General features: G+C 63.8%; 20 protein-coding genes. 18 read left to right on the forward strand and 2 right to left on the reverse strand.

Annotated features, from left to right (window positions below; translation table 11 throughout):
* Positions 1-166: 166 nt before the first annotated feature.
* The 7 genes from serC to DWV00_RS18020 all read left to right on the forward strand — a co-directional run bounded on the left by serC (position 167) and on the right by DWV00_RS18020 (position 6,547).
* Positions 167-1,261, forward strand: coding sequence for a 3-phosphoserine/phosphohydroxythreonine transaminase (gene serC / locus DWV00_RS17990; RefSeq protein ID WP_115534996.1), 1,095 nt, complete (start codon positions 167-169; stop codon positions 1,259-1,261).
* On the forward strand, positions 1,258-2,604 hold the full coding sequence (locus DWV00_RS34095) for an ATP-grasp domain-containing protein (protein ID WP_181885504.1): 1,347 nt from the start codon (positions 1,258-1,260) through the stop codon (positions 2,602-2,604). Before serC ends, DWV00_RS34095 begins: the two co-directional genes overlap by 4 nt.
* 250 nt (positions 2,605-2,854) lie before the next feature.
* Complete coding sequence (locus DWV00_RS34100) at positions 2,855-3,007, forward strand: hypothetical protein (RefSeq protein WP_181885505.1); 153 nt, start codon at positions 2,855-2,857, stop codon at positions 3,005-3,007.
* A 159-nt stretch (positions 3,008-3,166) separates the two neighbouring features.
* Positions 3,167-4,120, forward strand: a complete 954-nt coding sequence (locus DWV00_RS18005; protein ID WP_115534948.1) for an urea transporter — start codon at positions 3,167-3,169, stop codon at positions 4,118-4,120.
* A 29-nt stretch (positions 4,121-4,149) separates the two neighbouring features.
* Positions 4,150-4,926, forward strand: a complete 777-nt coding sequence (locus DWV00_RS18010) for a class II aldolase/adducin family protein (RefSeq protein ID WP_115534949.1) — start codon at positions 4,150-4,152, stop codon at positions 4,924-4,926.
* Between the two features lie 78 nt (positions 4,927-5,004).
* Entirely contained in the window at positions 5,005-5,202 is a 198-nt protein-coding gene (locus tag DWV00_RS18015; protein ID WP_115534950.1) for a 4-oxalocrotonate tautomerase, read from the forward strand.
* Between the two features lie 244 nt (positions 5,203-5,446).
* Positions 5,447-6,547, forward strand: coding sequence for a calcium:cation antiporter (locus DWV00_RS18020; protein WP_115534951.1), 1,101 nt, complete (start codon positions 5,447-5,449; stop codon positions 6,545-6,547).
* A gap of 82 nt (positions 6,548-6,629) precedes the next feature.
* Here DWV00_RS18020 and DWV00_RS18025 read toward each other — a convergent pair whose 3' ends face one another.
* Entirely contained in the window at positions 6,630-7,157 is a 528-nt protein-coding gene (locus DWV00_RS18025) for an Lrp/AsnC family transcriptional regulator (RefSeq protein WP_115534952.1), read from the reverse strand.
* A 152-nt stretch (positions 7,158-7,309) separates the two neighbouring features.
* On the opposite strand from DWV00_RS18025, the gene mdeB reads away from it, so the two are divergent.
* The 11 genes from mdeB (at position 7,310) to DWV00_RS18080 (ending at position 23,319) form a co-directional block, all read left to right on the forward strand.
* The gene (gene mdeB / locus DWV00_RS18030) at positions 7,310-10,060 is read left to right on the forward strand and encodes an alpha-ketoglutarate dehydrogenase (protein WP_115534953.1); all 2,751 of its coding nucleotides are present in this window, start codon (positions 7,310-7,312) and stop codon (positions 10,058-10,060) included.
* A gap of 204 nt (positions 10,061-10,264) precedes the next feature.
* Entirely contained in the window at positions 10,265-10,633 is a 369-nt protein-coding gene (locus DWV00_RS18035) for a DUF2946 domain-containing protein (RefSeq protein ID WP_115534954.1), read from the forward strand.
* A gap of 79 nt (positions 10,634-10,712) precedes the next feature.
* On the forward strand, positions 10,713-13,121 hold the full coding sequence (locus tag DWV00_RS18040; protein ID WP_115534955.1) for a TonB-dependent receptor: 2,409 nt from the start codon (positions 10,713-10,715) through the stop codon (positions 13,119-13,121).
* A 13-nt stretch (positions 13,122-13,134) separates the two neighbouring features.
* The gene (locus DWV00_RS18045; protein WP_115534956.1) at positions 13,135-14,688 is read left to right on the forward strand and encodes a PepSY-associated TM helix domain-containing protein; all 1,554 of its coding nucleotides are present in this window, start codon (positions 13,135-13,137) and stop codon (positions 14,686-14,688) included.
* A 49-nt stretch (positions 14,689-14,737) separates the two neighbouring features.
* Positions 14,738-15,187, forward strand: a complete 450-nt coding sequence (locus DWV00_RS18050) for a copper chaperone PCu(A)C (protein ID WP_115534957.1) — start codon at positions 14,738-14,740, stop codon at positions 15,185-15,187.
* Positions 15,188-15,509: 322 nt separating this feature from the next.
* A complete protein-coding gene (locus DWV00_RS18055) occupies positions 15,510-16,646 on the forward strand; it encodes a LacI family DNA-binding transcriptional regulator (protein WP_115534998.1) in 1,137 nt (378 codons plus the stop codon).
* A gap of 180 nt (positions 16,647-16,826) precedes the next feature.
* On the forward strand, positions 16,827-17,858 hold the full coding sequence (locus DWV00_RS18060) for an ABC transporter substrate-binding protein (RefSeq protein WP_115534958.1): 1,032 nt from the start codon (positions 16,827-16,829) through the stop codon (positions 17,856-17,858).
* 118 nt (positions 17,859-17,976) lie between these two features.
* Positions 17,977-19,572 (forward strand): sugar ABC transporter ATP-binding protein, encoded by a 1,596-nt coding sequence (locus DWV00_RS18065; protein WP_245964919.1) that lies wholly within the window; start codon positions 17,977-17,979, stop codon positions 19,570-19,572.
* A 52-nt stretch (positions 19,573-19,624) separates the two neighbouring features.
* Positions 19,625-20,602, forward strand: coding sequence for an ABC transporter permease (locus tag DWV00_RS18070; protein WP_181885506.1), 978 nt, complete (start codon positions 19,625-19,627; stop codon positions 20,600-20,602).
* Between the two features lie 6 nt (positions 20,603-20,608).
* Positions 20,609-21,706 (forward strand): ABC transporter permease, encoded by a 1,098-nt coding sequence (locus DWV00_RS18075; RefSeq protein WP_245964920.1) that lies wholly within the window; start codon positions 20,609-20,611, stop codon positions 21,704-21,706.
* A gap of 248 nt (positions 21,707-21,954) precedes the next feature.
* On the forward strand, positions 21,955-23,319 hold the full coding sequence (locus DWV00_RS18080; RefSeq protein WP_181885507.1) for a GGDEF domain-containing protein: 1,365 nt from the start codon (positions 21,955-21,957) through the stop codon (positions 23,317-23,319).
* An 84-nt stretch (positions 23,320-23,403) separates the two neighbouring features.
* Here the strand turns inward: DWV00_RS18080 and DWV00_RS18085 are convergent, their stop codons facing one another.
* On the reverse strand, positions 23,404-23,862 hold the full coding sequence (locus DWV00_RS18085; protein WP_115534961.1) for an Lrp/AsnC family transcriptional regulator: 459 nt from the start codon (positions 23,860-23,862) through the stop codon (positions 23,404-23,406).
* Positions 23,863-23,882: the final 20 nt, after the last annotated feature.

Below are 23,882 nucleotides of genomic sequence, written 5' to 3' on the forward strand. Positions count from 1 at the left end.
TCCAGCCGATCGCGGGCACACCGTTTGCCGAAATTGGCACCTGTTTCCCCTTCATCTCACCGGGTGGCCGCCGATATCGCTCTGATACGCTGTCGGCACTTCATGACCGTCAGAACGAACGAGCGAACGATCGTCCGGGCCTGACAGATGCGACCGGACGCCCATGCTGCACGCCAACACCCTGAATTTCTCCGCCGGCCCTGGCGCCCTGCCCGCCACCGTGCTGGCGCAAACGCGCGATGCGATCGTCGCCTTGCCGGAAACCGGCGTGTCCGTGCTCGGCATGAGTCATCGGTCCGAGTGGTTCCTCGATATCCTCGACGAAGCCGAGCGCAATATCCGCAGCTTGCTCGGCTTGTCGGACCGGTACGCGGTCACGTTTCTGCAGGGCGGCAGCAGCTTGTTGTTCGCGACGGTTCCGATGAACTTCGCGACACCCGCGTTCGCGCCGCCCGAGTACGTCATCTCCGGCTACTGGAGCGCCCGCGCATCCGCCGAAGCGGGCCGGGTGGGCGAGCATCGGATCGCCTGGGACGGCCAGCGCACCGGCTTTCGCGAGTTGCCTGCCCTCGGGCAGCTCGACGTCGATCCCCGCACGGCCTATCTGCATTACGTTTCGAACGAGACGATAGAGGGCCTGCAGTTCGCCGCGCCCGTGGCCGCCCCAGGCGTTCCGCTGATCGCCGATATGTCGTCCGACTTTCTCTCGAAGCCGCTCGCCGCGGAGCGCTTTTCGATGATTTACGCTCACGCCCAGAAAAATCTCGGTCCGGCCGGCGTGACCGTCGCATTGATCGATCGCGAGCTGCTCGAGCGCATTCCCGGCGGCATGCCTCATATTCTCGATTTTCGAACTCAAGTGGCGCACGGGTCGAACTACAACACGCCGCCCGTGTTCGCGATCTACGTGCTGACGCTGATCACGCGCTGGCTGCGCGACGATATCGGCGGGCTTGCCGCGATGCAGCGCATCAACGAGGCGAAAGCGGCACGGCTGTATGACGTGCTCGAAGAGATGGGCGACGTCGTGACCATCCATGCGAAGCAACCGTGGCGCTCGCGGATGAACGTCGCTTTCACGTTCGGCGACGCCAGGCTCGATCGCGCCTTCCTCGACGCCGCGAAGGCGCGCGGCATGAGCGGGCTCGAGGGGCATCGCTCGTTGCGTGGCCTGCGTGCTTCGCTCTATAACGCCGTTACGCCTGACGCCGTGGAAGCGCTCTGCGAAACGTTGACCGAATTCGCGCTGCAACACGCATGAAGCACCATTCGATCGAACAACTTTCGGAGGCCCTCGATGCGGCGCCGCTTGATGTCGCTCTGCATCGGCGAATGCTCGAAGCGACGCAGGCCGAGGGCGACGAAGCAGGCTATGCCGCGCATCAGATTGCGCTCGCGGCCTTCGACATGCTGGGGCCCGCCGCCGCGCCGCATGACCTGGCGCTGGCACTCTACAACCTAGCTACCGTCTATTCGCTGAAGGGCCGCGCCCAGCAGGCCATACGCTGGTATCGGCACACGCTCGCCGTCCAGCCGCTGCTCGCGATTGCCCATCAGAACCTCGCCGTCCTGCTCGCAACCGAAGGCGATTCCGAGCGTGCCGAATGGCATCGCGATCAGGCGTACCGCCTGCAGCGCGTCTATGTCGAGCCGGCACTCGGCACCGAGCAGCGCCGCTTGCTGATTCTGAATACCGGCAAGGGCACGGGTAATATTCCGCTCGATACGCTGCTTTCCTATACGACGACCTCCCGCATCAAATATGCGATCGATTACGCACGTGAAGTCGAAGACGCGCAGTTGCCGGCGTACGATCTCGTGCTCAATGCGATCGGAGATCCCGACATTGCGGAGCCGCTTGCCGAGCGCATCGCCCATTTCACGCAGGGTTGCGGCCGGCCGGTCCTCAATCCGCCGGAGGCCGTCGCCCGCACGCATCGGCATCGCACACCGGGGTTGCTCGCAAGCGTGCCGGATACGCTCGTGCCGCGCTGCATCCGGCTCGATGCAATGCCGGCGAGCGCGGAGGATCTTGAACGACAGCTCACCGAAGCGGGGATCGCCTATCCGCTGCTGATGCGCCCGGTGGCCACGCACGGCGGCGAGAAGCTCGAACTTTTTGGCTCGATCGACGCGCTTTGGCCAGCACTCGCGGAGGTCGGCGCGCCCTGCTATTTGACCGCGTACCATGATTTCCGCGCTGCGGACGGCTGCTTCCGCAAGTACCGGATCATTTACGTCGACCGCAGGCCGTATCCCTATCACCTCGCCATCTCGCCGCACTGGATGGTCCATTATTTCTCGGCTGGCATGCTCGATGCACCGTGGAAGCTCGACGAGGAGCGGCGCTTCCTGGCCGATCCGCGTACGGCCCTCGGCTCTCTCGCAGTGGAGGCGATCGATGCGATCGGACTTCGGCTCGACCTCGACTACGGCGGCATCGATTTCACCGTCATGCCCGACGGGCGCGTGCTCGTGTTCGAGGCCAACGCGACGATGCTCGTCCACCGCGAAAAGCCGAACGGGCCGCTAGCTCACAAGAATCCGTTCATCGATCGGATCGCCGAAGCATTCGAACGGATGCAGATCCGAACCGTATCTTGAAGGGCTCTCGAGCTTCGCCTACTCTGACAGACACGGTGGCCGGCCACCCCTCATCCTGCACCGGCCGGCCAGATTGACCAGCATTCATCCGACCAAAACCTGCTTCCATTACTTGGATTAGCCTGCAATTCCTAGCCATTTCACCTAATTGAAATTGGCGCTTCGGGCCCATACTGTCATCCATGGACTCGCTGACCGGCCGAAAGGCCAGACAGATTCGGTCGCGATCCTCGACCTTCAGGAGATTGGCATGAGCACGTTGGCGGTAATTTTTTCCATCTGGGTATTGGTCGCCACCTGCGCCGTCCTGTTCATCCGCGGTGCCAGCCCGCGTCTGCAACGCGCCACCGTCATGGCGGAACGCCGCCGGACGCGCGCCTCGATCGTCGGACAACGCGTTTGACCGCGCCGCCGGCACGGCCGGCGGGCACATAGCCTAAATAGCCACTATCACCCCTCACCCATAGCAGGAGCTTTGCTTCTGACCTATTCTCGCGGTTCATAACTTAGAACCGCCGCGCCCGCTCGTTACGCAGCGTAGGCGGACGGCCTGCCCTCCGCTATGCCAGCTGTTCACGACAACGGCCCCTCCGCGCTGCGAACGCTGCTGCGTTGCATGGGACAAACGGTCCTGCAGTGCAACGCGCTCACCGGCGCGTGCGTGCTGGCGGCGCTCGCCCTTTGCGACTTGAAGCTCGCTTGCGCCGCGATCATCGGCGCCGTGACCGCTCACGTCTGTGCCATCCTCGCAAACTACGATTCGGCCGCGATGCGCGACGGCCTGCACGGGTTCAACGGCGTCCTAAGCGCGATTGCCGCCGCGCTTTTCATCGACGACACGCAAATCGCGCTTGCCGTCGCCCTCTTGTCGGCTATCGCCGCCACCTGTCTAGCTGCGCCGCTCTCGCGCCGGCTCGGGGCTCGCGGGCTTGCCGTCTATTCGAGCCCTTGCATCGCCGTGACGTGGGGATGGATGCTTCTCCGGTCCGGCGCGCATGAGGCCGTCGGGCACTCCGCAGCCAACCTTGACCTTGGCCCGCTATACGCACAAGCCGCGCGGATTCGCTTTCCGCTCGATGTTTTGCTCGGCACCGGCCATGCGGTTCAATTGCCTGGAGGATTGGGCGACGCGTTTGCCGCCGTCGCGCAAACCGTCTTCGCGTCCGGAACGGTACCGGGGCTCCTGATCGCGGCCGGAATCGCCTTGGCATCGCGCCGGGCGGCACTGTATGCGCTGGTGGGCGGGGTGACGTCGAGCGCGGTCGCTTGGCTGTGCGGAGCACCGATAGCCGCGCTTCATACCGGCATCGCCGGCTTCAACGGCGCGCTGGCGGCCCTCGCATTGGTCGATCAAGGCACCGTTGCGGCGCCTGCGGCTGCTATCCTGTCTGCCTTACTGCAACAGGCCGTCGCGCACGTGGGATGGCCCACGATGAGCGCCCCGTTCGTCGTGGCGGTGTGGTGCGTTCGCCTATGCGGGCGAGCGTTCGAACGCGGCCAGCCTTTCGCGCACTGAGACCGACACTGATAGCCAAGGACGTCGACATGTCATTTGCCCATACGCCTTCCGGCCGCATCGCCCAGTCGGCCCCGCAATCGGATGCCGAGCGCCGCGCGCGCGTCGATCTTGCCGCGGCATACCGGCTCGTTGCGATGAACGGCTGGGACGATCTCATCTACACGCACATCTCGGCGAGCGTGCCCGGCGAGCCTGGCCACTTTCTGATCAATCCGTTCGGTCTGACGTTCGACGAAGTGTGCGCATCGAACCTCGTGAAGATCGACATCGGCGGCAATATCGTCGGCGAGAGCGATCATCCCGTGAATGCGACCGGGTTCGCGCTGCATGCCGCCGTTCATGCGGCGCGCGAGGACGCGTTCTGCGTCATGCATCTGCACAATACGCCCGGCATCGCGGTGTCGGCTCAGCCCGACGGGCTGCTGCCGGCCTCGCAGCACGCGCTGCGGTTTTACGGCCAGCTCTCGTATCACGATTACGAAGGGCTCGCGTTTTCGCCGGCGGAAGGTAGTCGCCTCGTAGGCGCGCTAGCGGATAAGCCAGCCATGCTGTTGCGCAACCACGGCACGCTGACGGTCGGGCGCACAGTGGCCGAGGCTTACGTCTTGATGGCGACGCTCATCAAGGCATGCGAGATTCAGATTCAGGCGCAGGCCGCCAACGCACCGCTGGTGCTGCCTACCGCCGAGATCGCCGCGCGCACGGCCGAGCAACTGTACGACGGCGGCGCGATCGAAGGCGCACTCGAATGGCCGGCGCTGCTTCGCAAGCTCGATCGAATCGATCGCTCGTATCAAGATTAAGAACAGTCTGCGGCGATGCGATTCATCGAATCGCAACCAACCGCTTCAATTGATTTCCAACACACCGGGAGATATCGGATGCCTACTTTCCGCATTGAGTTGTTCGAAGGCCGCACCGTCGAGCAGAAACGCGAATTCGTCGAAGCCATCACGAAAACGACTTGCGAGACGCTCGGCGTCGAAGCCAATTCGGTCGACATTATTCTTGTTGACGTGAAGCGCGAGAACTGGGCGACGGGCGGGCGTCTTTGGAGCGATCCCGCGCCGACGAAGTAACTCGAACGATAATCGGTCGTCGGCACTTGCTCAATCGTCGGAAACCGATATCGTCGTCTCCATAGACAAGAGCGGACCCCGCTCCCGCACCCTTAGAGTACCTAAAGCCGGTGGAGACCCTCTTGTAAAAGCCAAAAGCCGCCCCGGGGCGGCTTTTGGCTTTTTGGAGGTGCTCGACTCGCGAGGACAGCCGCATGCCGGCTGATAATATGCCGCTTGCGCCGACTACGATTAGGAACTGCTCATGTCGACCTCGACCTCCCCCTCATCGCACGCGCTTCCGCGCTGGACGCTTTGGGCACCGCTCGCCGCCTGGCTGATTCTCGCGCTGTCGCGGATCATCCCCGCCGAAGGCTTCGCGATCGCGTTCGTTGCCGCCGCACTGGCGGGCAGTGTATTCGCCGCGGTCCATCATGCCGAGGTGATCGCCCATCGCGTCGGCGAACCGCTCGGAACGCTCGTGCTCGCGGTGGCCGTGACCATCATCGAAGTCGCGCTGATCGTATCCGTCATGCTCTCCGCCGGCCCCGAGAAAGCCGGCCTCGCCCGCGATACGGTATTCGCCGCGGTCATGATCGTCTGCAACGGGATCGTCGGCCTATGCCTGCTCGTCGGCGGCTGGAAGCACGGCGAACAGGATTTTCAGGGGCGAGGCGCGAGCAAGGCTCTAGCGGTGCTCGCCGCGCTGTCGGTGCTCTCCCTCGTCATGCCAAACTACTTAAGCGCGATGCCCGGGCCGCAACTGTCCACCTCGCAGCTCGCGTTCGCGGGCGTGTCGTCGCTCGTTCTCTATGGCGTTTTCGTATTCGTGCAGACCGTACGTCATCGCAATTATTTTCTATCCCCCGGCAGCACCGACGAAACCGGTCACGCTGCTCCGCCGCCGAGCGGACGCGTCACGGTGACGAGTGTCATCTTCCTGCTCGCAAGCCTGGTCGCCGTCGTCCTACTTGCGAAGCTGCTCTCGCCCGCCGTCGAGCGCGGCGTTCATAACGTCGGCGCCCCGCCCGCCACGGTCGGCATCGTTATCGCGGCACTCGTGCTGCTGCCCGAGGGACTGGCCGCCGTCAGCGCCGCCCGCGCGAACCGACTGCAGACCAGCATGAACCTCGCGCTCGGCTCGGCGCTCGCCAGCATCGGCCTCACGATTCCCACCGTCGCCGCGGTATTCATCTGGACGGGCGGCCGGATCGATCTGGGCATCGGCGGGATGGAAACGGTCCTGCTGGCACTCACGCTGTTCATCAGCAGTCTGACGCTCAGCACGGGACGGACGACCGTGCTGCAAGGTGCCGTGCATCTCTCGCTCTTCGCCGCGTATTTGTTTCTTTCCGTCACGCATTGACCGGTCGGGCCAAAGCCGAAGCCGAGACCATGGCCCCGGCCGGCATCGGCCGGCGTTCTGCGCGCATCACCGCGGCCGCGCCTTACTCCCACTCCGTTCGACTACCTGCCGGATCGACGAGCGTCAGCCCCGCAGCCGGCAACGGCAACGCCGTCTTATAGCGGACCTGCTTCAGCGCGAAGCTCGACCGAATGTTCGAGACACCGGGTATCGTCGTCAGCCGCTCGATAATGAAGCGCTCGAGCGCCCGCATGTCGGGCATCACGACACGCAGCAAATAGTCCGCGTCGCCCGACATCAAGTAGCACTCCATCACCTCGGGCTGCTCGGAGATCGCCTGCTCGAAGCGCTGCAGCGCATCCTCGACTTGCTTCTCGAGGCTCACCTGGATAAAGACGTTGATGCTGAGCCCCAGCGGTTCGGGGTCGAGCAGCGTCACCTGCTGCTTGACCAAGCCGAGTTTCTCCAGCGCCCGCACGCGATTGAAGCAAGGCGTCGTCGAAAGATTGACCGCGGCCGCCAACTCCGCATTCGTGATCTTCGCGTTCTGCTGAAGGTGGTTCAGGATCCCGATGTCGATGCGGTCGAGCCGCCTAGGGTTCGCACTCATAGTTTAAATATTCCATCGAATTCGACACACCCAGAATATTTACACTACTCGACGAAGAATTCCCAGCAAAATGAGACGCAAATTTTGCGCCCTAGTGCGTAGCATGTTTCCCATTGATGCACGCCTTCGAGACTGCGTGCGGGAGACCAGCGATGACGGATTTATCCAGCGGTATCGAGGAGACGAAACGGATCGACGCCGCGTCGGTGGACGCCGATCCGCAAGAAACGGCCGAATGGCTCGAAGCGCTCGACGGCGTCGTCGCGCATGTCGGCAAGGAGCGCGCGACCTACCTGGTCGACCGTCTCGTCGAACACGCGCATGCGGGCGGTCTCGCTTCGGCGCGCTCGCGCGTCACGCCCTACGTGAACACGATCCCGCTCGGCGAACAGCCGCGCTATCCGGGCGATCTCGCGATCGAGGACCGCCTCTCCGCCGCGCTGCGCTGGAACGCGCTGGCGATGGTCGTACGGGCTAACCGCGCATACGGCGAATTGGGCGGCCATATCGCGAGCTATGCGTCCGCATCCGATTTGTTCGAGGTCGGCTTCAATCACTTCTTCCGCGCCGATGCGAGCGCCGGTGTGAGTGCGCCCGACGCAGGCGCAAGCCCTCGCGGCGATCTCGTCTACTTTCAGCCGCATTCGTCGCCGGGTGTCTATGCCCGTGCGTATCTCGAAGGCTTCCTGACCGAGGATCATCTTCGGCATTACCGCCAGGAGATCACCGGCCCCGGCCTGTGCTCGTACCCGCACCCGTGGCTGATGCCGGACTTCTGGCAATTCCCGACCGGCTCGATGGGCATCGGCCCGATCAACGCGATCTACCAGGCGCGCTTCATGCGCTACTTGCAGCATCGCGGCCTGGCTCATACCGAGGGCCGCACGGTCTGGGGCTTCTTCGGCGACGGCGAGATGGACGAGCCGGAATCGATCGGTGCGCTCTCGCTCGCCGCGCGCGAGGGGCTCGACAATCTCGTCTTCGTGATCAACTGCAACCTGCAGCGGCTGGACGGCCCCGTGCGCGGCAACGGTCGCATCATCGACGAACTCGAAGCGCACTTCGCGGGCGCGGGATGGAACGTCATCAAGGTGCTCTGGGGCTCCGACTGGGATCCGCTCTTTGCGCGCGATCATGCCGGTGCGCTCTCCCGCGCCTTCGCGAACACGGTCGACGGACAATTCCAGACGTTCTCCGCCAACGACGGCGCCTACAACCGCGCGCATTTTTTCAGTCGGGACCCTCAGGTTGCCGCACTGGCAGGCCATCTCACCGACGAAGAAATCGATTGCCTGCGCCGCGGCGGCCACGATGCACGAAAACTGCACGCCGCTTATGCGCGCGCACTCGCTCACAAAGGCCAGCCCACCGTCATCCTCGCGAAGACGATGAAGGGCTTCGGCATGGGCACGGCAGGCCAAGGCCGCATGACCACCCATCAACAGAAGAAGCTCGAAGTCGACGATCTGAAGGCGTTCCGCGATCGCTTCCGTTTGCCGCTGTCGGACGACGAGGTCGAGCAGCTCAAGTTTTACAAGCCGGAGGAAAACAGCCCGGAGATGCAATATCTGCATGCGCGCCGGGCTGCCCTGGGAGGCTATCTGCCCAGAAGGCGGAGCGCGGCATCGAGGGGGCTGACCGTCCCTTCGATGTCAACCTGGGGAGCGTTCGCGCTCGATGCAGGCGGCCGCGAGATGTCCACGACGATGGCGCTCGTGCGCATGCTCACCGCTTTATTGAAGGACGGCGAGCTCGGCGCGCGCGTCGTGCCGATCGTCGCCGACGAAGCACGCACGTTCGGCATGGCCAACATGTTCCGGCAAGTCGGCATCTACTCTCCGCTCGGGCAGCGCTACGAGCCGGAAGATCTCGGCTCGATGCTCTATTACCGAGAGGACACGCGCGGCCAAATCCTCGAGGAAGGGATCTCGGAAGCGGGGGCGATCTCGTCGTGGATCGCGGCGGCCACGGCATACAGCGTGCACGATCTGCCGATGCTGCCGTTCTACATCTATTACTCGATGTTCGGCTTCCAACGCATCGGCGACCTGATCTGGGCCGCCGCCGATCAACGCTCGCGCGGCTTCCTGATCGGCGCGACGTCGGGCCGCACGACGCTCGGCGGGGAAGGCTTGCAGCATCAGGACGGCACCAGCCATCTCGCCGCCTCGACGGTTCCGAACTGCCGCGCGTACGATCCCGCATTCGCGTACGAAGTCGCGACGATCGTCGATGCCGGCATGCACGAGATGGTCGACGAGCAGCGCGACGTGTTCTATTACGTGACCGTCATGAACGAGAACTACGCGCAGCCGTCGTTTCCCGAAGGCGACGCGCAGGCAACGCGCGAAGGTATTCTCAAGGGAATGTATCGATTGCCGGCGGCGGCGGCTGATTCTCCTATCGACACATCGCGCGTTCAGTTGCTCGGCTCCGGCGCGATCCTCGGCGAAGCCATTGCCGCCCAAAAGATGTTGAAGGAAGACTGGGGCATCGATGCCGCCGTATGGAGCGTGACGAGCTTTACCGAACTGCAGCGCGACGGGATGGCGGCCGAGCGGCAGTCCCGGCTGGGCGACGGCGACGTCACACCCTATGCGACCGCCGCGCTCGGCGCATCGCGCGGGCCGGTGATCGCCGCGACCGACTATGTGCGTGCCGTGCCGGAGCTGATCCGCGCCTACGTCCCGCGCCGATACGTCACGCTGGGCACCGACGGCTTCGGCCGCAGCGATACGAGGCAGGCATTGCGGTCGTTCTTCGAGATCGATCGGGCAAGCATCGTCATCGCCGCATTGAAGGCGCTTGCCGATGAAGGGGAGATCGAAGCGAGCGTGGTGCGCGCCGCGCGCGATCGATACGCGAAAGCAGCGAGCGCAAATGCGGTGCCGTGGCAGGTTTGATCGGTTGCGCGGCGAACATCGCCCTTTAGGGCGATGTTCATTTAAGGACGTCGACCGTACGCAATGCGAAGCCCAGGGGCCGTCAACCGCGTGAAGCGGCCCGGGCGCCTTTTGCCCGGGCTGATGCCTGCGATAAGCCTTGCGATTCGCACAGTCCCGGCTTCCGATGGTAGACTGCGGCGCAAGTCAATCCGCAGCTCGCTCATGGCTCCCCGATCCCGCAAACACCTGACCGCATGGCTTGGCCTCATCGCCATGTGGCTCATCGTGCTCGCGCCGATCGTCAGCCAGTTGGTCGTCGCGGCGCATCGCGACGATCCGACTTTCGCCGCACTCTGCTCGGCCACGCAATCTTCGCCCGATGCCGCGCATGTCACGCATGCCGACCCGCTAGCGGCTTGCGGCTATTGCGATCTGCTCGCCAATCACATGGCGATGCCGACAGTACCGCCGGTACCGCTCGTGCTCGTCATGCTCCTCATGGCGGTCGCCGTACCTGCGCTGAGCGTCCGCTACACGCCATTAGGCGCCTTCCCATCGGGCCGGCCTCGCGCCCCACCCGCTTTTTCCTGATCCCCGTGATTCGCAGCCGCTTCGGCGCGCCCATTGAAGGCGCGCGCGGCCGTTCGTTCAACGATTTCAGGAACATTGCATGTTGTACTTCGCATCGCGAAGGCCGTGCGCTCGCGCTCGCCGCCATGCGCGGCTCACCGCATTCGCGCTCGTGCCGCTTTCGCTGGCCACGCCCATCGCATCGGCGGCGGCCGACGCCAATCCGAGCCTAGATACCGACGTTCCCGCGACGCATTCACTGCAGGCAGCCGCCACGGCCACGCCGACGAGCAACGTCGTCTTGCCTACGGTCACCGTCAGCGCGAGCGGCGGTGGCGGCGCGGCTATCGGCCCTACCTTCGATCCGAACCTGCCGGCGTCGACCGAAACGGTCACCCGCAAGCAGTTCGAGAACTGGAACGTCGTCAACACCGAAGACACGCTGAAGTACATGCCGAACCTCGCGGTCCGCAAGCGCTTCATCGGCGACCTCAATTCGATCATCGCCGTGCGCGGCACGAGCAATACGCAAAGCGCACGCGGCCTCGTCTATGCGGACGGCCTCCTGCTGTCGAATCTGCTCGGCAGCAGCTATAGCTTTCCGCCGCGCTGGTCGATGGTGTTTCCGGACGAGATTCGCCGAATCGACGTGATCTACGGACCGTTCTCCGCACTCTATCCCGGTAATTCGCTCGGCGCGACGGTGTTGATCTCCACGCGCATGCCGACGAAGTTCGAAGCCGACGCCGATGTCAAAGCGTTCACGCAACACTTCGATCTGTTCGGCGTGAACCGGAACTTCAACGGCAGCCAGGCAAGCGCCACGATCGGCAACCGCATCGGCAAATTCTCGTTCTTCATCGGCGCCCATCACTTCGAGAACACGAGCCAGCCGCTTCAATTCGCCACGCTGGCGCAATCGAGCACGCCGGCCAAGGCGGGCGATGTGCCGGTCAGCGGCGCGTACTTCTACAACAACCAGACCAATGCGCCGACGGCAGTCATCGGCGTGAACGGCGAGGGAATCGAGCACGCGGTCCAGGATCAGCTCAAGCTGAAGATGCAGTACGACTTCACGCCGACCGTGCAAGGCGCATTCACGCTCGGCTACTGGCACCGTACCTACAACAGCCAAACGTCGACGTTCCTGTTCGATGCGAACGGCAAGCCGATCTACAGCGGGCTCGTGAACATCGGCGGCTATGAGTACAACATTCCCGCGTCCGCGCTGGCGCCGAGTCTCGGGTGGAGCGAGAACTGGCTGTATGGGCTCGCGCTCAAAACGCGCAATGCGACGGGCTGGAACGGCGAAGCGATCGCGTCTTACTACGACGTGTCGAGCAACGTAGCGCGCACGGCAAATACGGGCAACCCCGGAAACGGCCCGGGCGTTGTCACGTTCGGCGACGGCACCGGCTGGAAGACACTCGATCTGAAAGCGACCTGGACGCCGCCGTCATCGGCGGCCGGGCTCGGAAATCATGCCCTCACGTTCGGCTATCACTACGACGACTACTTCCTCGACAACGAAACCTACAACACAGCGGCTTGGATCGACGGTGCCGCCGGCAGCTTTGCGAATGCATTCAAGGGCCGCACGCAGACGCAAGCGGCCTACGCGCAAGATGCATGGCGCTTTCTGCCCCGCTGGAAATTCGTGTATGGCGTGCGTTATGAGGATTGGCAAGCCTACGACGGCTCGCAAGCCATCGGCACCGCAGCCTTGCCTTACCCCAATGCCGGGCAGCGTCACTTTTCGCCGAAGGCATCGCTGTCGTTCGACGTAACCGACGAGTTGACGCTTCGTGCTTCCATTGCGCGCGCCTATCGCTTTCCGACCGTCAGCGAACTCTTTCAAGGACAGATCAACGGTTCGTCGATCGTCAACAACAATCCGAACCTGCGGCCCGAGGACGATCTGTCAAAAGAGTTGACGGCCGAATGGGCACATGGGAAAGGGCTCTACCGGTTATCGCTGTTTCAGGACGACGTGAAGAACACGATCTTCAGTCAAACCGACACGACCGTCATCCCGAACGTAACGAGCTTTCAGAACATCGGCAAGGTTCGCTCGCGCGGCATCGAATTCAGCTATCAGGGAGAGGACGTGCTCGTACGTGGACTCGATCTGCTCGGCAGCGTCGCTTACACGCAATCGAAGATCCTCGCCAATGCGCAGAATCCCGCGACTGTCGGCAAGTACTTTTATCGCATCCCGCTCTGGCGTGCGGATCTAGCGGCGACCTATCACATCGGTGAACGCTACGCGGTCACGATGGCAGCCCGCTATTCGGGCCGCGAGTACAACACGCTGACCAATACCGACACGAACCCGAACGTATTCGGCGGCACCAGCACCTATACGGTGGCCGACGCGAAGTTCACGTTCCGTCCGACGAAGCTCAGCGAAATCGGTGTAGGCGTCGACAACATCTTCGATGCGCGCTACTTCGTCTATCACCCGTATCCGGGCCGCACCTTCTATGTCGAAGGCCGGTTGCGCATGTAAAGGAGATATTTCGATGTCTACTACCGCTAGTACGGCTAGTACGGCCAGTACCGTTCGTACCGCCACGCGAGCTACCGATACGGGCAAGCGCGCAACGCCGCCGAACGCGGGCGCGAGCGCGAACCGGGGATATCGCACACTCTGGCGCTGGCATTTCTATGCTGGCCTGTTCGTGATGCCGTTCCTCGTTGTGCTCGCGATCACGGGCACGATCTATTGCTTTCAGCCGCAGATCGAACCGCTGCTCTATCCGCATCGGCTCGTTGTCGCGCCGCAGGCCTCACCGCGACTCGATGAAGACGTGCTGCTCGCACGCGCACAAGCAGCGATGCCGACGGGCGCGGTCGCAACGACCTCACGCATCGCCGCGAGCGCCGATCGCAGCGCCGAGTTCATCTTCCGGCTGCCGAACGGACACAAGGAGAGCGTGTATTTGAATCCCTACGACGGCGCCGTGCTCGGCACGCTCGATGTCGATGGGCGCTTCATGCAGATCGATCGGATGATTCACCGCAAGCTGTTGCTCGGCAAGCCGGGCGAGTTGCTGATGGAACTCGTCGCATGTTGGACGCTAGTCATGATCGGCTCGGGTGTCGCGCTTTGGTGGCCGCGCGGTGCGGCATCGATGAGCGCGGCGCTCGTGCCTGATTTCAGGCTAAAGAAGCGGCCTCTGTGGAAAAGCATCCATGCCGCCCTGGGGATATGGATCGCGCTTGGCGCATTGGCGTTCGTGATGACCGGGCTGCCGTGGACGGGCTCATGGGGCAAGCAGTTCAAGGCGCTCGCAACGAGCGCCAAACTAGGTGCGCCGCCCGGTGCTTGGGGCGGAATGCCTCTGCATTCCAATTTGCCGGGGCATGTCGATGAGGCCGCCAATGCGAATGCTTCACGGAGAACGTCGTCGCCACCCTCATCCTCCTCTTCCGACATGGACTCCATGCCGGGGATGACGATGGACGACATGCCGTTGCCGCAAGTACCGTGGGCCGTCGGTGCGGTCCACGTGCCGCACTCGCCCAATTCGAACCCATCCGGTCAAAATCCGCCATTGCTTTCGCTTGCGCACGTCGTCGCGCAGATGCGCGCCAGCGGACTCGCCGATGGATATGATGTCGCCTTGCCCACTTCGCCCGACGGCGTGTATTCGGTCTCGTATTTCCCGGACGACCCGAAATTCGAGCGCACCGTGTACATCGACCGATACAGCGGTGCCGTGTTGAAAGACATCCGCTATCGCGACTACGGCGCGGTCAGCAAAGTTGTCTCTTATGGCACGTCGCTGCATATGGGCCGCTACTTCGGCCTGGCGAACCAGATCGTCTGTGCGGCGCTGTCGCTCGGGATCGCCCTGCTTGCCGTCACCGGCTGCGTGATGTGGTGGATGCGTCGGCCATCGGGCAAGCTCGGCGCGCCCGGGCGCGAACGTATCGCTGGGCCGATGCGCGGATGGAAAGCCGCGCTCGCCGTGCTCGGCATCGTATTTCCGCTGATGGGCTTGACGCTCGTCGCGGTGTGGTTGGCCGACCGCATCGTCTTCGGCCGGCCTGCCGAACACGCTGCATGTTGAACAAAGCTTTGAACAAACGATCTACCCCACGATATCCTTTGGAGAACTCATGAAATCCACGATGAAAAAGGTCCTTCTCCCCCTCGCACTTTGCTTTTGTGCGGCACCCGTTCTGGCCGCGCCTGCCTCCGTCATGGTCTCGGACTGCTGGGTGCGCTTGTTGCCGGGCACCTTGCCGTCCGGCGGCTACTTCAGCGTCATGAACATGAGCGACAAGCCCGTCAATCTCGTCGGCGTGGATACCGACGCGTTCGGCATGGCCATGCTGCATCAAACGAAGAGCAACGGCAGTACGACGACGATGGTCATGGTCGACAAAGCTGCGGTGCCGGCCAACGGCACGCTCAAGTTTGCGCCGGGCGGCTATCACTTGATGCTCGAACAGCCGAAGCATCCGCTCAAGGTCGGTACCTCGATTCAGATGACGTTCAAGTTCGATGACGGAGAGAAGGTGTCGAGCGAATGCGCGGTGAAGAGCGCGGGGGCGATGGGGGATTGAAGGTGGCCGCCTGAAGGTGGCCGCCTTGCTGCCCGCGAGCAAGGACTGTAATATCGCGGCCGGCAGCGTATGAACGGAACGGCGAGCGTCGCGCGCTACCCCCCCCTGAAATGGGTCCCCACCCAAGCGTGGCGATATCCAAGCGGTCCGATTAGCCGTTCTCCTACAAGGCTCCTTTCGAGGAGCCTTGTTCGTTTCCGGCATCTGGCCACAGCGCGCGCATGACTCCATTCCCCAATGAGGCGAACGCCAATTGCGGCTCATTAATATTAATGATACCGTGACTTTCACCCGCGCGTATGGGATGCGCCCCTGGCAACCGATGAAAAAATCTACTCAACGTCGACCGACCATGACCGACATCGCCAAGACAACAGGCGTTTCGCAGTCGACGGTTTCCCTCGTCCTAAACGGCGCCGTCGGCGCTAAATTCTCCGAGGGCACCCGCAAGAAAGTCCTGAAAGCGGCGCAGGAACTGGGCTACCAGCTGCCTACCCGCACCACGGCGCCGCTCGCGCCCGGCGAGCGCAACCTCATCGTGTACATAGCCGACGAAATTTCCACGAGCCCGCACCCGGTCGTCAATGCCGACGGCGCCCGCGACGCCGCATGGAACAACGGCTGCCTGCTCGCCGTGTACTCCACCCACGGCAATGCCGACATCGAAGAGCGCGTGCTGCACGACGCCCTGTCGAACCCGAGCGTGCTCGGCGTGATCTATGCCACGGTCTACACGCGCAAGGTCACGGTACCGGCCGCACTGCTCAAAGTGCCAACCGTCCTGCTGAACTGCTACTCGGCCGAAGCGGCACTCTCGTCGGTGGTGCCCTCGGAAGTCACGGGCGGCTTCACGGCAACCGAACATCTGATTGCCGCCGGCCATCGCCGCATCGGTTTCATCAACGGCGAAACCTGGCAGGACGCTGCGAAAGACCGCCTCAAAGGCTATCGCCAAGCGCTCGCCACGGCCGACCTGCCGTTCGACGAAAACTTAGTGCGAGACGGCGACTGGAGCTCCGGCGTGGGCTACGAACACACGCTTTCGCTGATGCGAGAGCCGAACCCGCCGACGGCGATCTTCTGCGCCAACGACTTGACCGCGATCGGCGCCATCGAAGCGATCAAGCAACTCGGCCTGCGCGTACCCGACGACGTATCGGTCATGGGCTACGACGACCAGGAAATCGCCCGCCACACGCACCCGCCGCTGACCACCGTGGTGCTGCCCAACTACGAACTCGGCCGCTGGGCCGTCGAAACGCTCCTCCAGGAAGAACAAAACCGCGATGCGGGCGCGCCGTTCAAGCGCCGCACGATCAAGCTCGACGGCCCGCTGATCGAGCGCGGCTCCGTCACGGCGGCGCGCTCCCAGGACACCCGCGGCCCGGAAACGGGCAGCGCCCCCGACTCCCGCAGCGGGATTGCAGGGGATACCCTGATTAATATTCTTAATGAATAGCAGGTAATATTACTTCGCAATCAGATGCAGCTGGATCAACAAGCGTTTTGCAAGTGGAAAGCCGAAGTCGAGTCGTCCACCGCCGATGTGAACTAGTGTCAAGCGACGTTGCGATGGACGATGCGGTCGATAACAAACGAAGTCGGGGACCCGGAAGGGTCGACAACACCGGAGACAAGCATGTCTAGAGCAACACTGCGGCATCAAATCGCCACGATTACGCTGTGCGTCGTCGGCGCGTGGTCCATGGGGGCGTTGGCGCAAGACAACAGCGCACAGAAAGTGCAGAACGCCTCGTCGGAAACCTGCACGAATCCGAAGCCGAGCAACCTCAAGCTGAGCGGCCTCATCGTCGGTTTCTCGCAGTCGGAGAACGAACAGAACCCGTTCCGTGCCACCGAGACGGCATCCGTGCGTGCAGCCGCGAAAGCGGCCGGCGTCAAGCGCCTGCTCTACACGAACGCCAACGACAATCAGGCCAAGCAAGTGGCCGATATCGAAAGCATGATCAATCAGGGCGCTCAAGCCCTGATCGTCGCGCCGAACGATTCGACCGGCCTGCAGCCGGCCTTCGAGCAAGCGAAGGCCAAGGGCATCCCCGTCGTCACGATCGATCGCCAGACGGCCGGCACCGCTTGCGAAGACTTCATCACGTTCCTCGGCTCCGACTTCTATGCGCAAGGCAAGCGCGCGGCGAAGGCGCTCGCCGATGCGACGGGCGGTAAGGCCGTGATCGCCGAAATCCAAGGCGGCTACGGCAACACCGTGGAAAGCCAGCGCACGGACGGCTTCGCCGAAGTGCTGAAGGGCTATCCGAACATGAAGCTCGCCGCCGCGCAAACGGCGAACTGGTCGACAACCGAAGCCCAGAAGGTCATGGAGCAGATTTTGCTCTCGCACCCCGACGTCAGCGCCGTGTACACGCACGCCGACGTCATGACGCTCGGTGCGATCACCGCGCTGCGCCAGGCCGGCAAGCTCAAGGGCGTGACGATCGTCTCGATCGACGGGACGAAGGACGTCGTGCGCGACATCTCGAGCGGCATCGTCGCGGCCGACGTCGAGACGAATCCGCGTTTCGGCCCGCTGGCGTTCCAATCGCTGTCGGACTGGTTCGCCGGCAAGCCCGTCGCGCAAAAGCAGATCATGCATGACGCGCTCTACGACAAGGCCAACGCGAAGAAGTCGCTTGCGGCGGGCGCGGTGTACTGATCGGCGATCGGCGATTGCTTATCGCTTATCGCATACGTCAGGTGCACGGCCACCGTGCACCTGCGCATTGCGCTTCGCTACCCGCGACGAGCGCTCTTCAACGACGCAGGCCTGACGCATGAACGATCCGATGCAGGCAGTCCCGGCTCCGGCCGGTCCCGATAGCCGTCCCGACGGCGAGGCGACCGGCCGAGTCGTTCTCGAAACACGCAACGCGAGCAAGACGTTCGGCGTCGTGCGCGCATTGCGCGACGTCTCGCTGACGCTACGCGCGGGCGAGGTCCATGGCCTAGCCGGCGAAAACGGCGCCGGCAAGTCCACCCTCATCAAAATTCTGACCGGCTTTTACCAGCCCGACGAAGGCACGGTGGTGCTGGACGGCACGCCCGTCGCCTTCGATTCGCCGCGTACCGCGCAGCAACGCGGCGTGTGCGCGGTCTATCAGGAAATCAACCTGATTCCCGATCGCAGCGTCGCCGAAAACATCTTCATCGGCCACGAGCCGAAACGTTTCGGTGTCCTGATCGATCGCCGCAAGATGAATGCGATGGCCGACGACATCGTGCACCGCTACGGGCTCATGGTCGACCCGACGGCGAAGCTCGGCACGCTCGGGCTCGGCGCGCAGCAGATGGTCTCGATCGCACGCGGCGTATCGCTCGGCGCGCGCGTGCTGATTCTCGACGAGCCGACGTCGGCGCTGTCCGGCGCGGAAGTCGACGTGCTGTTCAAGGTCGTCGACCAATTGAAAGCGGACGGCATCGCGCTGCTCTTCGTCAGCCATCGGCTGTCGGAGTGCTACCGGCTCTGCGATCGCTTCACGGTCATGCGCGACGGCGCCGTCGTCAAAACCGGAACGCCGGCCGAACTGCCGCGCAACGCGTTGATCGCCGCCATGCTCGGCCGCGAAGGCAGCGGATACGGCGGACGCGACAGCGCCAGAGAGAAGCACGCCGCCGAGCAAGCCGAACCGGCGCTGCACATCGAAGGCCTGCGCTGGAGCACGCGCGTGCGCGACGTGTCGATGCGCGTCGTGCCCAAGGAAATCGTCGGGCTCGCGGGCCTGCTCGGCTCCGGGCGAACAGAAACGTTCAAAGCCATCTTCGGCGCGCAAAAGGCCGATGCCGGCAACGTGCACCTCAAGGGCCGAGCACTCGGCAACACCGCTCCGTCTCGTTCGATCCGCAGCGGGCTCGCGTTCCTCTCCGAAGATCGACGCTCGGAGGGCATCTTCCCTCGCCTGTCGGTCCGCGACAACATCGTGGCGTCCGTGCTGCCGCAGATCTCGCGCTTCGGCTTCATTTCGCGGCGCAAGGAAGAGGCGCTCGTCCGGCAGTACATCGAGCAGCTCGGCATCAAGACGGCGGGCCCCGGCGCGCTGATCTCGACGCTCTCGGGCGGCAATCAGCAGAAAGCATTGATCGCGCGCTGCCTGTCGACGCATCCCGTCGTACTGCTGCTCGACGATCCGACGCGCGGGATCGACGTCGGTGCGAAAGAAGAAGTGCATCGCGTGATCCGCGGCTTTGCCGACGAAGGCCTGGCAATCGTCGTGACGTCGTCGGAGATGGAAGAGCTGCTCGAGCTGACCGATCGGCTCGTGGTGCTCAACGAAGGCGTGAGCGTCGGCGAAATCCAAACGCACGATGCAAGCGCCGACGACGTGCTGGCGATTCTGGCGACCAATACCAGCACCAACACGCCATCGCTCTGAACCCGCCAATCCGCACACCTGCACACTTGCACACTGCCTAAGCGAGGACAGCTTGAGTCTTTCGAATTCCACGGCCCATGCCACGCAAGCGGACCGGCAGACGGGCCGCGCGGTGCTCACATGGGCCAAGGCGAACAGCGTCTATGTGGCGCTGGCCGCACTGGTTCTATTCAACCTGGCGGTCACGCCGGGATTTTCCAATCCGCTGGCCGCGCGCAGCCTGCTGTTCGAATCCGCGCCCGTCATCCTGATCGCGCTCGGCCAGAACCTCGCGATCGCCACACGCGGCATCGATCTGTCGGTCGGCTCGGTCATGGCCCTCTCGAGCGCGACGATCGCCGTGTTCCTCGACTACGGCACCGGCACGGCGATCTTCGCGGGCATCGCGATCGGCTTGATCTGCGGCATCTTCAACGGCGCGCTGGTCTCGATCGTGCGGATCGATCCGCTGATCTCGGGGCTCGCGCTGCTCGTCGCAGCGCGCGGTCTGGCCCAAGCGCTCGTCGGCGGGTCGCGCGTGAACCTGCCGCCGTCCGATGCGTTCGACCTGCTCGGCACGAGCTCGATCGGGCCGATCCCCGTCGTCATCCTCATCGGCATCGCGCTGGCCCTGCTGATCGCACTCGTCGTACGGCGCACGACGTTCGGGCGCTACGCGATCCTGATCGGCGCCAGCCGCGGCGCGGCGTTTCTCGCCGGCATCCCGGTGCGCCGCACGCTCTTCATGGTCTATGCGGCAAGCGGCGTCCTCGCCGGCTTGGCCGGTGTGATCGCTTCCTCGCGCCTCGGCGCGTCGGATCCGAACTATGTCGGCGTCAATTTCGAACTCGATGCGATCGCCGCCTCGGTGATCGGCGGCACGCCGCTCTCGGGCGGGCGCATCTCGATCGTCGGCACCGTGTTCGGCGTGTTGCTGTTGCAGGTGCTCGACGCAAGCTTCATCATGAACAACATCAGCTTCACCTATGCGCAGATTCTGAAGGCAGTGTTCATCGTCGTCGCGCTGTACCTGCAACGGCAGGGAGGCTGACGCATCATGAATACCGGCATAGACTCAGTGGACATGAAAGCGGAAACGAATCCGAACGGTAAGCGAGGCGGCCGCGGCGATCGTGGCGACGCACAGCCTGTATCGGCCGCGGCGATGGCAACGGCCGCCGCCGGCGCTGCCCCGCTGCGGGGCGATAAGGAGCGTCGCAATCGGGTCGTGCGGCTGATCCAGGCACGCGGCGCGATTGGCATCCTGATCGTCGTCAGCTTGATCGCGGGCGGCGTCTTCCCCGATTTCCTGCATCCCGCCAATTTGGCCGACATCGTGTCGGCCGCGTCGTTCCTCGGCTTGATCGCGATCGGCCAAAGCCTCGTCATCATCCTCGGTGGATTCGACCTGTCGGTCGGCTCGCTCGTCGGGCTCGGCACGGTAATCGCGGCCTACGCGGCGCCTTACGGATGGGTCGCGGCATTGGTCGCGCCGATCGTGGTCGGGTTGTGCGTGGGTCTCGTCAACGGGATCCTGATCGCGCGCGCCCAAATGGCGCCGTTCATCGTCACGCTGGCGGCACTGCTCGGCCTCAAGGGTTTCGCGCTCGTCCTCGCGAATCAGGATCTATTGATCGCCAATCCCGGGTTCTTCGCCCATATCGCCAACGGTTCGTTGCTCGGCATCAGCAATCTGATTTGGATCCTGGTGATCGCGTATGCGATCGGCGGGCTCGTGCTGAACCATACGTCGTACGGCGCCGCCATCTTCGCGATCGGCGGCAACGAAGAGGCGGCGCGGATGCTCGGCGTGCGCGTCGAACGCGTGAAAATCGCCACCTATGGCGTCAGCGGCGCGCTCGCCGGCCTCGCGGGCGCCCTGCTCGCCTCCCACCTCGATTCGGGGCTCGCGGGCGCGGGCACGGGCTACGAGCTGCAATCGATCGCCGCCGCGGTCATCGGCGGGGTGCTGCTGACGGGCGGCGTCGGCACGATGGCGGGCCCCCTGGCGGGCGTGATCCTGCTCGGCGTGATCGAGAACGTGATCAACCAAGTCGGCACGCTGAGCCCCTATTATCAGAACCTCGCGAGCGGCGCGTTCCTGCTCGTCGCCGTGATCGCGCAAACGCTGCTGACGAGTTCGCGCAAGCAATAAGCCTTAGCCTGGCTTGCACCGACTCCGCGGGCCCGCTCGATGTCACGGGATGGGCCCGCGCGCTCTTTTCTCCCTCCTCCGCCGTGCCGTGCCAAGCCGCACCGCACCAAGCCGATCGATTTAAGTTTTCCCTGAGGTTGCCGTTGACCAGGGGTAATCGCCCTACCCAATCGAACCCGGCACCGACTAGGCCGGCCCCGGCCATGGAAGCAACGCTCACCCAAGTTCCCACCCAACGAAACCACCGGTTGGCCGCCACCATCGGGACGGGTGCGATCTTGTGCGCCGTGATCGTGGCCTGGCCGTACTTGACGGTGCAAGGCGCCGTCATGCGGCCGTTCGTGCCGATCTACGCGACGGCGGCCTCGCTCACGGAAGCGCTGACGGCATTTTTGCTGTGGACGCAATACCGGGCATCGGGCCGGATCTATTTCGCGGCGTTGGCCGGTGCGTACGCGTTCACTAGCATGGCGGCGGCGTTTCATCTTGCCGTCTACCCCGGGATATTCGCTATCGAAAGTTCGCGCAGTGCCGGGCGCGAATCCGCCATCTGGATTTGGCTGCTTTGGCGTGGCGGGTTCGCATTGCTCGTCACCCTCGCGCTCTGCGCAAGAACGCATCCTGCCATCGAAGATCGCGAGCGACGCGGATCGTATGCAATCCTAACGATCGGAGGGGCGATCGCGGTGTCGGCCGTGTTGTGCCGATCCGCCATCGCCGGCCGGAACCTGCTGCCGAGCCTCGTCGTCAGCGCCGGGGCCTATCGGCACCTATCCGCGAGTCCAGCCGCTCTATCCGTCGCCGGCATCTGCTTAGCGGCACTCGCCCTCCATCTTTGGGCCACGAGGCTGCGCACGCTGATGGACCTTTGGCTAGCGGTTGCGCTGTTCGCGGGGTTCGCCGACGTGGTGTTGACGCTCGGCGCCGGCGCACGATACAGCTTGGGCTGGTATGCGGCCCGGATCGCATCGACGGTATCGGCCAGCGCCGTGCTCGGCATGCTCATGTACGAGACGAGCCGGACCTACTCGAAGCTCGCGGACGCCCATTGCGCGCTGAAGGAACTCTCCGTGCGGGATGGGCTGACGGGCGTATTCAATCGCGCCTACTTCGACGAGCGCTATCCGCGCGAATTGACGCAGGCTGCCGCCGCGGCGCGTCCGCTCGCCGTCCTGCTCGTCGACGTCGATCACTTCAAGGCGTACAACGATGCGCTCGGTCATCTCGCGGGCGACGAATGTCTGCGCCGGATCGCGCAAACGCTCGACCGCGCATTGATGCATCCGGGCGATTTCGTCGCGCGGTACGGCGGCGAGGAATTCGTCGTCGTGCTTCCGGCCTGCGACGCACTCGCGAGCTTGACCACGGCCGAGCGCCTGCGCAGGTCGGTGGCCGACATAGCGATGGCGGGGCCTGCATCACCCTATGTGACGGTGTCGATCGGCCATGCGTCGTGCGAATCGCACAACGCGCCGCAGCCGGCCACACTGCTGGCCCATGCCGATGAAGCGCTATACCGGGCTAAAACGCTCGGACGAAATCGCGTCGAGAATGCTACGGCCGGAAAACCGAAGGCTAGCAGCGTTGCCGAGCAGGCCGAGTGCGCGCATTGAGTTCGCTCTAACCAAACGCGCCCTTATCGTCGCCCAACACGCAGGCCTTTCTCTTCGAAGCGGCGCGATGCAGAGCGCGATATTTCAACGAAGCTTTTTCGATTCGACCGGCGGCCGCTCCAGAGGCCGCTCGGCCAGCGGCGTCGACATGACGATCGAGGTGCGCGTCTCGCCGTAGAGATTGATGCGCCCGATCAGCCGCTCGAGATCCTTCATGCTGACCGCGACCAGCCGCATGATGTACGAATCCGCGCCGGTCACGTGATGACATTCGAGCACCTCGGGAATCGTCTCGAGCAACTTGAGAAACTTGGCTTTCGCCGGCTGCTGCACGGTGATCGCGATCAGCGTCGTGATCGGATAGCCCGCCGCCACGGCGTTGACACGGGCCACGTAACCTTCGATCACGCCGGCGTCCTCGAGCCGCCTGACGCGTTCCGTCACCGCCGGCACCGACAAATCGACCTGGCGGGCCAGTTCGGTATAGGTCATGCGGCCGTTGCGCTGCAGGAGCGCCAGTAGCTTCCAGTCCAGATCGTCCATGACGGTAAAATTTTTAAGGT

The sequence above is a fragment of the Trinickia dinghuensis genome, from assembly GCF_003367175.1.
Classification (GTDB): domain Bacteria; phylum Pseudomonadota; class Gammaproteobacteria; order Burkholderiales; family Burkholderiaceae; genus Trinickia; species Trinickia dinghuensis.

Excerpts from the sequence above, each read along its gene's own strand:
- DWV00_RS18035 (WP_115534954.1), top strand. The coding sequence starts at position 10,265 with ATGGCTCCCCGATCCCGCAAACACCTGACCGCATGGCTTGGCCTCATC.
- DWV00_RS18050 (WP_115534957.1), top strand. The coding sequence starts at position 14,738 with ATGAAATCCACGATGAAAAAGGTCCTTCTCCCCCTCGCACTTTGCTTT.
- DWV00_RS18045 (WP_115534956.1), top strand. The coding sequence starts at position 13,135 with ATGTCTACTACCGCTAGTACGGCTAGTACGGCCAGTACCGTTCGTACC.
- DWV00_RS18065 (WP_245964919.1), top strand. The coding sequence starts at position 17,977 with ATGAACGATCCGATGCAGGCAGTCCCGGCTCCGGCCGGTCCCGATAGC.
- DWV00_RS18075 (WP_245964920.1), top strand. The coding sequence starts at position 20,609 with ATGAATACCGGCATAGACTCAGTGGACATGAAAGCGGAAACGAATCCG.
- DWV00_RS34095 (WP_181885504.1), top strand. The coding sequence starts at position 1,258 with ATGAAGCACCATTCGATCGAACAACTTTCGGAGGCCCTCGATGCGGCG.
- DWV00_RS18055 (WP_115534998.1), top strand. The coding sequence starts at position 15,510 with ATGAAAAAATCTACTCAACGTCGACCGACCATGACCGACATCGCCAAG.
- DWV00_RS18040 (WP_115534955.1), top strand. The coding sequence starts at position 10,713 with ATGTTGTACTTCGCATCGCGAAGGCCGTGCGCTCGCGCTCGCCGCCAT.
- DWV00_RS34100 (WP_181885505.1), top strand. The coding sequence starts at position 2,855 with ATGAGCACGTTGGCGGTAATTTTTTCCATCTGGGTATTGGTCGCCACC.
- DWV00_RS18025 (WP_115534952.1), bottom strand. The coding sequence starts at position 7,157 with ATGAGTGCGAACCCTAGGCGGCTCGACCGCATCGACATCGGGATCCTG.
- DWV00_RS18085 (WP_115534961.1), bottom strand. The coding sequence starts at position 23,862 with ATGGACGATCTGGACTGGAAGCTACTGGCGCTCCTGCAGCGCAACGGC.
- DWV00_RS18015 (WP_115534950.1), top strand. The coding sequence starts at position 5,005 with ATGCCTACTTTCCGCATTGAGTTGTTCGAAGGCCGCACCGTCGAGCAG.
- DWV00_RS18010 (WP_115534949.1), top strand. The coding sequence starts at position 4,150 with ATGTCATTTGCCCATACGCCTTCCGGCCGCATCGCCCAGTCGGCCCCG.
- mdeB (WP_115534953.1), top strand. The coding sequence starts at position 7,310 with ATGACGGATTTATCCAGCGGTATCGAGGAGACGAAACGGATCGACGCC.
- DWV00_RS18005 (WP_115534948.1), top strand. The coding sequence starts at position 3,167 with ATGCCAGCTGTTCACGACAACGGCCCCTCCGCGCTGCGAACGCTGCTG.
- DWV00_RS18020 (WP_115534951.1), top strand. The coding sequence starts at position 5,447 with ATGTCGACCTCGACCTCCCCCTCATCGCACGCGCTTCCGCGCTGGACG.
- DWV00_RS18060 (WP_115534958.1), top strand. The coding sequence starts at position 16,827 with ATGTCTAGAGCAACACTGCGGCATCAAATCGCCACGATTACGCTGTGC.